The following is a 12592-nucleotide window of genomic DNA, read 5'->3' on the forward strand; positions in this document are numbered from 1 at the left end:
GGTTGTATTGATAAAACGGCACCTCTATAAGACTTTGAAATAACAGTGAAAGCCTTGATTTTGCTGGGCTCTAGAAATAACTATGCATTACACTAAGTAATTCTGTCAATTTTCGATAAGAAAGGGCCTGCAATTGCAGGCCCTTTCTCTTTAATAACAAGGCTCAGTTGACGTATGAATAACTCGGAGAGACCACTTCCACTGGTACACCATTTTGCGCAAGAATCGCCGCTCTCGCTTTAGCATCCGATAGATCAAACTCTTCCAGCCACCACTGTAATTCCTGCGGGATCTTCAAATCCTTTTTGCTACCATCGCTTCGCGTTAACGGTTCATGAGCTTCCAGAAACACACTGCGATCCGGCTCTAGTGCAATTTTAACTGGCTCGTTGATCACGCGAACTTTTTCACCCAACTCCACTTTCGGAAACAACCAGTCAATGTCCTTGGGGTTCATACGTATACAGCCTGAGCTGACACGCAGCCCAATACCAAAATCTTTGTTGGTACCATGGATAAGGTAGTCACCAACACCATAAGCCAGTCTCATCGCGTATTCCCCAAGTGGGTTTTCCGGACCAGCGGGCACAACAGGCGGAAGCTCAATGCCTTTCTCAAGGTACTCTTTGCGAATAGATGCGGGTGGTGTCCAAGTTGGATTGGGTCGTTTTTGACTAATACTGGTCACCATCTCAGGGGTATCGCGGCCAATTCGACCAATACCAACCGGAAAAATATGTACTAGGTTCTTCTCCGGCTGGAAGTAATACAGACGCAGCTCTGCCAGATTGATGACTATCCCTTCTCTTGGCACTTGAGGAAGAATGATTTGCGTCGGAATCGTCAGAACAAAGTCTTCAGCAGGTAGGAAAGGATCCACACCTTTGTTTGCTGCCATCAAAGTAAGAAAGCCGACATCATATTGCTTAGCGATATCTGCTAGGCTCTCACCGCTTTCCACTTGATGGTATTGTGTGCGCCCAACCATGCTGCTTCCCTCTGGAGGTAGTTCGTAGGTTGCAGCAAATAGTGAGGTACTAAAGCAGCAACAGAGGGAGAGTATTTTTCTCAGCATTCTAAGCGTCCTTCGCTTCCTTATAGAGCCGTAAGGTTACTTCTCTTTCCACCTTATGATCAACTATTGGCGGCGGATATGACAAGCTTCTTACACCACTCCATTTCCACGGTTTGTGCAGGTATTTATCAGGTACTTGTGCTAATTCAGGCAACCACTGACGGACAAATTCTCCTTGCGGGTCAAATCGCTCCCCCTGGGTAATAGGATTAAAAATTCGAAAATATGGCTGACCATCGCAGCCTGTCGACGCACACCATTGCCAGCCTCCATTATTCGCCGCGTAATCGCCATCAATCAGTTTATTGAGGAAGTACCGCTCCCCAATCCGCCAATCAACGTGGAGGTCTTTAACCAGAAAGCTCGCGACTATCATTCTGAGGCGATTATGCATCCACCCAGTCTGGGTGAGTTGCTTCATGGCAGCATCGACTATCGGGAAACCAGTTTTACCCTGCTTCCACGCCTCAATATGCTGTGGTTCATTCTTCCATACCAAGCGATCCCCCCAATCAACGAAAGACCTTCCTCTACTCAGCTTAGCTTCAAAGTAAATCAGATGCTGATAGAACTCGCGCCAGATCAACTCACTTTGCCAGACTTCTCTACCTTGGCTGAGAGGGGGAACCTGGCCAATCATCAAACGCGCCATACATTGACGAACAGATAAAGCGCCGATAGCTAAGTAAGGAGACAGTTGACTGGTTCCAGCAACAGCGGGAAAATCTCGGTTATCGGCATACCCTTCTACGTCTTGGCTACCAAAGTCTCGCAGCTTTTGAATTATCGACTGGGTATGTACGGCATATTGGTCGCTCGGCTCTCGCGGGTAACTGAAGGTCACATCATCAGCGAATAGTAGAGATTTCAAGTGCTCAGGTAATTCACCCGAAGACACCGTTTGTGGCTTTCTAACTTGAAACGAGCATTCACCGAGTTTAGCAAGATAGGCCCTCTTGAACGGCGTAAACACTTTGAAATAGCTACCTTGCTTGTTCACTATGCTACCGGGAGCAAATATGCATTTGTCATCACTGGACTCAAATTGAATGGCAGTGTCATTCAAACACAATTCAAGCGTGGCATCTCGACGCTGCTCATTAACCTCATATTCCTTGTTAACAAATACTCGATTCGCACTGAGCAAAGTAGCAATCTCAGCGACACGCTCGGCGCTCTCAGTATATGTATCCACTTGTTCATAAAGCAGTGGAATACGTAAAGACTCCAGATCTTGCTTTAATGCCTGTAGTCGACGGTAAATCAAATCCGCCTGCATAGCCGCTAAACCATGTTCATGCCAAGTCTCAGGAGTTGCAGTGTAAATGCAAATAACCGGCTCACCAGTCTCTACCGCATTAACCAGTGCTGAGTTATCTTCGATTCTGAGGTCACGCCGAAGCCAAACGAGATTCATTGCTTACCCTTTGAGACGCTGCAACAGATCTGATAGCACTAACTCACCAGAAAATGCCGACTCTAACTGTTTTATCGTTGTAAGCTGAGCCTCACTCACCGCACGAGAGCTGTAAACGGCAATTGCCGAAACTTCCTCAAGGCTCGAATGCGCCAGCAAGCCAGAAAGATCCTCGACTTCATCGATCAAAGTCACTTTATACCCTTGCTCAACCAACGAGAGTGCCATTAATCGAGAGTCGATATCGGTGTTACCTCGTATACATATCAAGAGCGCTGTGCCTGAGCGAGCGGCTTTGTTTTCGGCTTCAATGATGGCGTTGAGCTTGGTTAACATCAGCGTATGGAACAAACCAAACTGAAGTGAACGCAGGCTCTGCCTGACAAGTCCAAGCGCTTGCACTATTGGCTGAATAAACTGAACTTCAACAACGTTGAGTGGGTACTCCTTTAACACCGAGTTAATGAGGGTTTCAGCTTTCCCTTTGTTTAGGTTTGCCAAAGCATCTAAAACAGGTTCAACGTCATCTAATTGAGTTATGTTGTGCGAGACTTCGGATTCAGCCTGATCTCCAGATTCCAACAAGGCTTTCACTTTACCAATCGACACACCTTTACCTAGCCAGCCTTGAATGTCATTGATTAAGTCGATGTGCTTTTGGGTATATAGGCGATGGCCTTTCTCTGTCCTTTCAGGCTCTATCAAGTTATAACGGCGCTGCCAAGCGCGGAGCGTGACGGGTTTCACTCCCGTCAGCTCTGATATTTCTCTGATTGCGTATTTCTTCATTCTATAGTCCGTATCGCAAGCGCATTTCCTGAGGATGCGGCTGCAAATATTTCTGCTCAGATAAATAAGCATCCGGATAAGCAGCCAAGTAATGTTTAATTAAAGTGATAGGAGCCAGTAGTGGTAACGTACCTTGACGGTACTCATCAATCACACCACACAATTCCGCTTTCTGCTGCTTGGCAAGGTCTCGCTTGAAGTACCCTTGAAGATGCATCAAGACATTGGTGTTATTCTTACGACTGGCTCGGTGCGACACCGCATTCATCAAACCCACGCGGTATTTCTGATAGAAAGTATCGATATCATACTCTTTAATATTTGCGACCAAGCGCCCTAATTCTTTGTAAGACTGAGGGTGATGAGCCATTAAGGTAAGTTTATAGCGCGAGTGGAACGCTACAATTTTACCGGCAGTCGGAGCACCGTTCATTGAGTCGTAAAAATCTCTCAGCGTGTAAACACGAGTAATGAAGTTCTCTTTCAGCACGGGGTCATTCAAGCGACCATCTTCTTCGACGGGGAGCCAAGGCATTTGCTTCATTAGCTCTTGAGTGTAGAGACCCACGCCAGTATTGTCCGCCCCGCCTTTCTTGTACACTTTCACCCGCTCCATGCCACAGGTTGGTGATTTGGCACACACAATATAGCCGCACAGTTCTATGTCACTCAACTCAGCCACTTTGTTTTTAGAGTAATCCACCATTCTGTCGGTGTGGTCGATAGACGCGTTTTTTGTTTCTACCAGAGCAATCCGTTCTTTATCCGACACCAAACGGATAGTCGGCCTTGGCACGGGCATCCCCACTCCCACTTCAGGACAAACCGGAACAAACTCGAAAAAGTGAGCCAACTCTTTGGTGACAAATTTGCTGATCTTATGCCCTGAGTCAAAACGAACATTTTCACCTAAGACACAAGAACTGATACCGATTTTTATTACGTTGCTCATAGTTATGCTCCAGTTTCCTTTCTTGGTATACAAAAATTTCTTTTGTATAACTATTAGCACAGCATGATAAAGTTGTACAAGAAATTAAGATGTACAATACTCACTCGTGTTACGTAAATGATCCAATTTCAGGCCAAATCAAAAGCAATCGTTTTTCCAAATCGATTGCTTTAACCCTTTCAACAAAAAACGTTATAAAGACTTATATCTGTAGTGAAATGGATTACTTTTGTGACGAACTTCTCACGGAGCCTTGGCATATCTAGCTAGTATTGCTTCAACAGATTTTTGAGAATCAACAAAATTAGTAATCAGAACACAGGATTACTAATAAATTTGGAGTAACAACTATGGCAACCCCACACATTAACGCTCAACCAGGTGATTTCGCAGAAACGGTTTTGATGCCAGGCGATCCACTTCGCGCTAAATACATCGCGGAAACATTCCTAGAAGATGTAAAACAAGTTTGTGATGTTCGTAGCATGTTTGGTTTTACAGGCACTTACAAAGGTCAACGTGTTTCTGTGATGGGCCACGGTATGGGTATCCCATCTGCTTGTATCTACGTTCACGAGTTGATCGCTGAATATGGTGTGAAAAACGTAATTCGTGTTGGTAGCTGTGGTGCGGTACGTGATGACGTAAACCTAATGGACGTTGTCATTGGTATGGGTGCATCTACAGATTCAAAAGTGAACCGTATCCGTTTTAACGATCATGACTTCGCAGCAATTGCGGATTACGGCCTTCTAGAAGAAGCGGTAAACCAAGCACGCGCTCAAGAAGTACCAGTAAAAGTGGGTAACGTATTCTCTGCAGACCTTTTCTACACGCCAGAAGCCGACATCTTCGAGAAGATGGAAAAACTTGGCATCCTAGGTGTTGATATGGAAGCGGCTGGTATTTACGGTGTTGCTGCGGATCTAGGTGCAAAAGCACTGACTATCCTAACGGTTTCTGACCACATCATCCGTGGCGAGAAGTTGAGCTCAGAAGAGCGTCAAAAATCTTTCAACGACATGATGAAAGTTGCGCTTGAGACAGCCATCAACATCTAATCGCCATTCCTTCGCTGCCAGAACTGATGGTCTGGCAGCCCAGATAATCCCGAGGGGGAGATAGTGACGACTGGCAAACTGCCACAGGAAGCAGACGGGTTACAACTCAACTTTTGTAAAACATTGGCGTGTGACAACTTTGGATTGAGTGATGCACATCGATACGTCGTGCAACATGCTAACCCTAAGCGACCTGCGATGGTATGTCGGGAGTGCGGTGCTTTCCCCCCCTTACTTAACAATCAGGAAGTGCTAAACGAACTCCATCGTTTAAGACAACTCCACAGTGACGGCTTGCCAACCTGTCGCAATACCGATTGCGAAAATTTTGGCTTATCTGTCCATACTCACAAACACCTGTATCATGCCTTTGGTTACAGTGGTGACCGTCAACGTTATCGTTGCAAACTTTGCCAATCGACGTTCGTTGATAAATGGTCAGGTGCCAATAAAAAACTCTCCTTTCAGGAAAACCTCCTCGGTTTGCTCTTTATGGGCTACTCAGTACGTGAAATCTGCCGCAAATTAGAGATCAACCCGAAGACGTTTTACGATCATCTCGATCACATTGCTAGCCGGTGTCGTCGCAAGTTGGCTATGTTTGATGCCCGCTGGGTGAATCATGCTGAAAAGTATGAACTGGCCTCTTACTACGTGCCTCTGCAACCTAAGAGTAACAATGGCGTACTATGGATCGCGACCGGTGAAGCCAACTCAGGCTACATCCTCTGCCAACACGTCAACTATTCCGGTAATGAAGAGCCATTAGGCAGTATTGACCACGATCCGTATCAGGAAACAGCTCGATTCGTTTCGCGCGATCACTCATCTGAAGCCAGCATCCCAGTGCCTGAGCCATCACCTGTGCTCAGAGAACGTATCGATCAGCAATATCAAACGATCCTCGCGCGTGGCAATGTTGAAGACCCAATGGGTAATCTGACCGTGTTCAACTACCCATCAAAAGGGGCATTGATCAGACCGCCATATACGTCTTACGCCCACTTCCTCCATGTACTGGACCTGTGTAACAGCGATCGTCAGGTTTCTATCTATCTACCCCAAGACCCTGTTCTACGCTCTGCGGCACTAAGCGTCTGCTTGTCGCGCATCCAGCGTCAAAATGTCGACCTTATGTATGTTGAGGAAGATGAAAACTGGAATGAGCACAGCCTAGTCGGAAAAATCGATATTGTTCATATGGGCTGGTGGCGCGATCGCTGGGCTATCACCTCTTTTGCAAATTCATCAAAAGGGATTTGCTATCTTGCAGGGCAGAATAACGAGCCGAAAGAATGGCTTAGAAAGGCAAGCGTTCGCCAAACTGAATTCTACCAACAGCGCTTTCAAACTCTGTTTGAGAGCTTTATCAATGAGCCTCGTCGTAAACTTCGCCCTGGCGGCTTGTTACCAATGTTGGATATTTTCCGAGCATGGCATAATTTGTGCTATCAAGATAAGACCGGTATGACAGCGGCGCAAAGTCTTGGTTTAACTCAGTCACCTTTGACTCTGCGGGAACTGCTTTCATAATTACCAATATTGTGAAGTACGCCATTAAACCTTAGGCGTATTAATGCTTTTACTAGAGTTACATCAGTCACTATTTTTATAATACTTTTGAATGATATTAAGAATGGCTGTTAAGGGATTGATTCATTGGATAAAAGCCAGCATCTGCTAGACACAGAGATTGAACAGCTCAAAGCACGAATTGAAAGTGAGCCTGAGAAGGTTTTAGCCATCGCTGAACAGTGCGTGACGCGCGCCAATCAGATTCTGTATCCAGAAGGGGCTGTACAGTGCCTGATTATCATGTCTCGCTGTGCTTGGAGCTTGATGGACTACCGACGTGGGCTGAAATACATCAAAGAAGCCCATAGCAAACTCAACTCCCTAGATACCGACGACTTTCTTCCTGAAATTCTCCATATCCATGCGCTTCACTTCTGGGGCCAAGCCAAATATTACTCCGCCCAACAATTCTGGATTAATGCCCTTGAGCAATCCGCTTTAGTCGATGAGATCGAAATACAAATCGAGTCTTTAATCGGCCTGGGGAACGTCTGGCGAATCACCCATGAATATCAGCTTGCAAAAACGACCCACGAACTGGCCGTGACCGTTGCCAATAATACACGCATCGGTTGGCTCGAAGGTAAAGCAAGGATTCTACTGGCATGGGACCTTTACCTGCTCAACAGCTATGTCGAGATGCTGACTGTACTTGACGGTGCGACCGAAGCGCTCAAAGGCCACGAAGATAAAACCTGGCAAGCAGAAGTTTGGGATTTCAGAGGGTTAGCCCTGTTAGGACTTGAGAGAATTGAAGACGCAGAAATTGCGACAGGCAAGGCTCATGATCTGGCGGAAAAACACGATCTGGTGTGGATGAAAGCACATTCCTACATCAGTCAGGCAAGATTGGAATTACTGAGAAAGCGTCCGGAAGAAGCCACCAAACTACTAGTACAAGCCGAACGATCTGCATCGTCTTTCGATAACGGCGAACTGTTATCACAGATTTGTTTTCAACAGTCACGCGTGGCAGAAGAGCAAGGTAACTTTAAAGAGGCGCTACACGCGTTTCAAAAATATCGCAAACACTCAACGGATATGCTCAGAGAGCAAACCGCCCGCGTCAGCAACGACAAAGCCCGAGCGTCTAAACGCCAGCTTGAGCAACGCGCACGCAAATTGATTAACCGCATTCGCGGCCAACACGAATACGATCCGGAAAAACACCTCAATCAGATGGTGTCTGAGATTTACTGGTGGGAGCAACTGGTTCTGTTCAAGACCGAACTGAAACGTTCTAACCATGCAGTCGTTATCATTCAGCACAGCGACCCTGAATACATTGAAGTGTGTGCTGAACTCGCACACTCTTTGTGTACACAGCAAGACCTCCTTTCTCGACTCAGTAGTGATCGCCTCGGTGTCCTGTTGGCAGAGAAAGACGATGCCGCTTTGCAAGTGTTTCACGTATTGGCAAAAATGATCGAAATCTACCCATGGCACCGAAAAGGACTCGATAAGTCACTGCCTAAAGTGGTTTTTCAGGACATCCTGACGTTCCCATTTACTTTAGAACAACTAGAAGAAAGCCAACCATTGGAAGTACAGAATGGAAACTTTGCTTAATAAAATCTCCGAATCGGGTTTAGATGCTTCTTCTGTTTCAGGTGAAGAGGCGATTATTTTCTGGAACCACATTCGTCAGCATATTGCGACAACGCCTCAGGAAAAGGCGCAAAGCTTGATTATCAGTGCTGAGTATCGCAATGAGCTCAAGCAACCAAAAACCAGCATTGAAGAGTTAAGAAGTGCCCTCGAACACCTAACTCTGCCGAGCGACGCAGAGTTGATTCTAGAGGTGAAAAACAGCCTAGCTGACCGACTGGTTGAAGGGGGCGACTACTCAGGTGCTTTGCAGGAGTATATCTCTTCATCGACCATAGCCGTTGATACCAGCCATATCGACGCTTACGTACTGGCGGTGTTGGGCATGGGCAACCTATGTGATGCCTACGGCGACCACAACCGAGCATTGCGCTACTACCAAAAGATAGATGGCATCGATCACGCCATCTCCAGCCGCTCACTGCGTCTACGCTACAAGCTGTATATGTTGTCGTGCTACATCGAACTCAATCGTACCACGGCGGCAAAAGACCTACTTAAAGAGTGCGCTGAGTTGGCGATTCTAGTCAGCGACAAGGTACTTGCTGGGCAGATACTGCTCTATCAGGCAAAACTGTATCGTCGACAAGGCAAACAAGATAGAGCGATAGAGTGTTTGGGCAACGTTCAATACACAGCTGGTAATATCCACTCGATCTGGCTGTCGAATATGATTCGCCTTGAGCTGGCGCATAGCCTCAATGAATCAAACAAACCTCATCTGGCTAACTGGGTATTGGAAAGTGCTCAGAAGAAGATCAGACGTTACGCTTCACCTGTACTCAACCTCAAACTAAATACGGCATTAGGAGATATCTACGAGCAACAAGGCGATTTCCAAAAAGCACTGGAATGCCAGAAGCGAGCATTTCGCATCGAAAGTGACTTGATGAAGCAGATCCCAATCGGTGAACTTGGTGCGGCACAGCTGCGTCGTTTATCGCGATTTGAACTGCAACTCAAACTGATTCTATCTGAGCTTGAAAATCGTGAGCTCAAAGAAACCACGGAAAGCCAGAAGCACACCGTAGCTCAGCTCCAACAAGATGTGTTTACCGATCCGCTGACCAGCTTGCACAACCGACGCTGGCTGGATGTGAAGCTCAAAGATCTATTGCTGCATGACGTGCCTTTTGCACTCATGGTGATCGACATTGACCATTTTAAATCCATTAACGACGAGCTGAGCCACTTAGTTGGCGATAAAGCCATCGTGAACGTCTCTCATGAGCTGTCTGCCTACTTTAAGTTCCGCGATGCATCGAGCGTACGATTTGGTGGCGAGGAGTTTTTGGTGATTCTAGAGCGTACCACGATGGAGCAGGCCACGATGCATGCTGAAAATTATCGTGAGCGTATTTTTAAATTTGGCTGGCAAGATATTCTTGGTGAACGTGGCCTAACCGTCAGTATTGGCATAACCCTTCACCGGGAAGGCGAGAATACTCAACGTACATTCTACCGTGCAGATAAAGCTCTATACCGAGCAAAAGCCAACGGCCGTAATCAAGTCTGTACGGAATAAGCCTCAGCGCAGGAAAAACAATGATATCCCGCCAACCGCAGCCAAAGTACCAATGATGCTTTTGGCTGTGACTTTTTCCCCTTTCACCATATAGATAAACAACATAAATAACGGGCTGGTCGCAATCAGAGTTTGAGCGACAGCTGGGTTGGCGTGCTTCAAAGCGATTTGTTGAAGCCATAATGCTAAAAAAGTCCCCACAAAAATCGCACCTAGCAGCCAAAGAAAGGCCGATTTCGTAAGTTGTCCTAAGTGCTTTTTCATTGACGAGAAAGGTTTTTTCTCAAATACCACGATAACCATAGCCACCGCCAGCACACCGACAGACAGTCGAATTAACGCTCCTAACAGAGGCGGTAAATCTCCGGCCACCAAGGCGTAATGTGAGATCACCACTCCCGATGCCTGACACACACTCGCCAGCAAGCCAAAGCCTACACCTGACCAATTCGTTTGTTCACCACTGGCATCAGGCTGAAAAATCACGAAAGTGACGGCTAACGTCGTCAGTAACACACCAAGCCAACTTTGCAGAGGCAGAACTGAACCTAAGGCGACCAACGCCAACACACCAGAAAGCGGCGGCGCTAAGGATTCCAGTAACAAAGTTTTATTGGCACCAATTCGCTTTAAAGAGGCGAAATACGCGCTGTCTCCGATCGCAATTCCTATGATTCCTGACACTGCCAATATAGCCAGATGCGTAGAAGATATCGCCGTTGTGGGCATCTCAATCCATGGCATCACCACCAGCATCATGCCCGACGCAGCGACACCTTTGACAATATTCAGCTGCATGGCAGAAAAGTGGTGACTGAATTGACTGTAAATCCAAGTCGCCAACGCCCAGACCACCGCCGCCGACAACGCGGCAATCTCTCCCTGAAATTCCATCTACTGACCTTAGTATTGATTTGAAAAAATGAGGCAGACTCGCAAAGTACCTCTAATATCTTGTTTTTATTTCTATACTTAGCTTTGTATCACCGTACGTTTTATTGAATATAAACACAATAACAGGGACGCATTTATGTTTTTGGACTATTTCGCGCTAGGTCTACTCATCTTTGTTGCTCTGGTCATTTTCTACGGCATCATAGTAATTCACGATATTCCGTATGAGATAGCCAAAGAGCGAGAGCATCCACATCAGGATGCGATTCATTATGCTGGCTGGGTGAGTCTCTTCACACTTCACGCCATCTGGCCTTTTCTCTGGATATGGGCCACCTTGTGGCGCCAGGAACGAGGGTGGGGTTTTCAAAAACTCGAAGAGGAACAACATGATATTCATCACCGGGTTGATTCACTCATTGACCAAGTGAACCAGCTACAACAGGAAGTCCTTGAACTTAAGCAGCAACACAATAATCAAGCGGCTGTAACACCCCATATCAATGAACATGAGGAGGAGCAATAATGGATTTACTCCTCATTCTGACTTACGCCGCGTTGTGCATTGCGATTTTTAAAATCTTCAATATTCCCCTCAACAAGTGGACCGTTCCAACGGCCGTATTGGGAGGTGTGGTTTTAGTTGGTACCCTAATCTTGTTGATGAACTACAACCACCCCTTCACTCAGCTTGGCAATCAAGTCTTTTCCAGTACGCCTATCGTTTCAGGAGTCCGTGGCCGTGTAATCGAGGTGCCTGTAGAGCCCAACAAGCCACTCAAGCAAGGGGACATTCTCTTCATGATTGACCCTATCCCATACGAAGCTGAAGTTGAAAAGCTTGAAGCGCAGATTAAAGAGGCCAGCCAAGGTGCACTTGGATTGGAATCTGATGTGCAAGAAGCACAAGCCGCTCAAGCTCAGGCCATCGCAGACAGGGACAAAGCGCAGCGTGAATACGCCCGTTATCAACGTGGCTACGATAAAGGCGCCTTCACCGAGCAAGAGCTGGACACCCGACGCCAAGAATATAAAGCCACAGAGGCCGCGGTCAAAGTTGCGGAAGCCAGAGTGGATCAAGCCAAGATCGCACTCAACTCTGAAATTGGAGGAGAAAACACCACTGTGGCGCGCTTGCTAGCGGAGCTACGTCAAGCTGAGTTCGATCTAGAACAAACCATCGTCAGAGCGCCGACCGATGGCTTCGCAACCCAATTAGCATTGCGCCCTGGGGTGATGGCAGTCCCACTACCATTAGCACCAGTGATGACCTTTGTTCATACGGAAGAAATGCTCTATGCGGCCGCGTTCAGGCAAAACTCACTGCAACGCTTACAACCGGGTTATGAAGCAGAGTTTCTCTTCAGAGCGCTTCCTGGCAAGGTCTTTAAGGGAGAAGTGGTGGATGTGCTACCCGCCATTGGTGAGAGCCAATTTCAGGCCCGTGGCGCCCTGCTTGGTACGGAAGCATTACGCACCAGTGGACGAGTTTTCGTCACTCTCAATATCACTGATGATTTATCCGACTATCACTTACCCATGGGGACAGCGGTCGAAGTGGCAGTTTACTCCGATCAATTCACTCATGTTTCCATTATGCGCAAAGTGCTCATTCGAATGAAAAGCTGGCAGAACTATCTCTATCTGGACCACTAACATCAGTCAGAAAGCAAAAAGGCCTCTTAAAGAGGCCTTT

11 protein-coding genes are annotated in these 12592 nt (G+C 46.8%); 6 read left to right on the forward strand and 5 right to left on the reverse strand.

What is annotated here, in order from left to right; all coding sequences use genetic code 11:
• Positions 1 to 163: 163 nt before the first annotated feature.
• The 4 genes from F0265_RS00285 to F0265_RS00300 are packed head-to-tail and all read right to left on the reverse strand — an operon-like array spanning position 164 to position 4233.
• On the reverse strand, positions 164 to 1075 hold the full coding sequence (locus F0265_RS00285; RefSeq protein WP_171747314.1) for a L,D-transpeptidase family protein: 912 nt from the start codon (positions 1073 to 1075) through the stop codon (positions 164 to 166).
• A 1-nt stretch (position 1076) separates the two neighbouring features.
• Positions 1077 to 2492 carry a deoxyribodipyrimidine photo-lyase gene (gene phrB, locus F0265_RS00290; RefSeq protein WP_171747315.1) on the reverse strand — a complete coding sequence of 472 codons (1416 nt, stop codon included), beginning with the start codon at positions 2490 to 2492 and terminating at the stop codon, positions 1077 to 1079.
• Between the two features lie 3 nt (positions 2493 to 2495).
• Positions 2496 to 3281: a MerR family transcriptional regulator gene (locus F0265_RS00295; protein ID WP_171747316.1), complete on the reverse strand. Its 786-nt coding sequence runs from the start codon at positions 3279 to 3281 to the stop codon at positions 2496 to 2498.
• A 1-nt stretch (position 3282) separates the two neighbouring features.
• Complete coding sequence (locus F0265_RS00300) at positions 3283 to 4233, reverse strand: DUF523 and DUF1722 domain-containing protein (RefSeq protein WP_171747317.1); 951 nt, start codon at positions 4231 to 4233, stop codon at positions 3283 to 3285.
• Between the two features lie 350 nt (positions 4234 to 4583).
• Here F0265_RS00300 and deoD point away from each other — a divergent pair, with 350 nt between their 5' ends.
• The 4 genes from deoD (at position 4584) to F0265_RS00320 (ending at position 10002) form a co-directional block, all read left to right on the forward strand.
• Positions 4584 to 5294, forward strand: coding sequence for a purine-nucleoside phosphorylase (gene deoD, locus F0265_RS00305; protein ID WP_006960227.1), 711 nt, complete (start codon positions 4584 to 4586; stop codon positions 5292 to 5294).
• A 63-nt stretch (positions 5295 to 5357) separates the two neighbouring features.
• The gene (locus tag F0265_RS00310) at positions 5358 to 6827 is read left to right on the forward strand and encodes an IS1 family transposase (protein ID WP_171747318.1); all 1470 of its coding nucleotides are present in this window, start codon (positions 5358 to 5360) and stop codon (positions 6825 to 6827) included.
• A 126-nt stretch (positions 6828 to 6953) separates the two neighbouring features.
• Positions 6954 to 8438: a hypothetical protein gene (locus F0265_RS00315; protein WP_171747319.1), complete on the forward strand. Its 1485-nt coding sequence runs from the start codon at positions 6954 to 6956 to the stop codon at positions 8436 to 8438.
• Positions 8422 to 10002: a GGDEF domain-containing protein gene (locus F0265_RS00320; RefSeq protein WP_171747320.1), complete on the forward strand. Its 1581-nt coding sequence runs from the start codon at positions 8422 to 8424 to the stop codon at positions 10000 to 10002. The genes F0265_RS00315 and F0265_RS00320 overlap by 17 nt, the downstream gene beginning before the upstream one ends.
• Positions 10003 to 10005: 3 nt before the next feature.
• On the opposite strand, the gene F0265_RS00325 is transcribed toward F0265_RS00320, so the two are convergent.
• Entirely contained in the window at positions 10006 to 10896 is an 891-nt protein-coding gene (locus F0265_RS00325) for a DMT family transporter (protein WP_171747321.1), read from the reverse strand.
• Between the two features lie 136 nt (positions 10897 to 11032).
• Between F0265_RS00325 and F0265_RS00330 the strand changes: the two genes are divergently transcribed.
• Together F0265_RS00330 and F0265_RS00335 are read left to right on the forward strand one after the other, a co-directional pair.
• Complete coding sequence (locus F0265_RS00330) at positions 11033 to 11422, forward strand: DUF3302 domain-containing protein (protein WP_171747322.1); 390 nt, start codon at positions 11033 to 11035, stop codon at positions 11420 to 11422.
• A complete protein-coding gene (locus tag F0265_RS00335) occupies positions 11422 to 12552 on the forward strand; it encodes an HlyD family secretion protein (RefSeq protein ID WP_171747323.1) in 1131 nt (376 codons plus the stop codon). The genes F0265_RS00330 and F0265_RS00335 overlap by 1 nt, the downstream gene beginning before the upstream one ends.
• Positions 12553 to 12592: the final 40 nt, after the last annotated feature.

Origin of the sequence: Vibrio sp. RE88, assembly GCF_013113835.1 — a bacterium.
Lineage (GTDB): Bacteria > Pseudomonadota > Gammaproteobacteria > Enterobacterales > Vibrionaceae > Vibrio.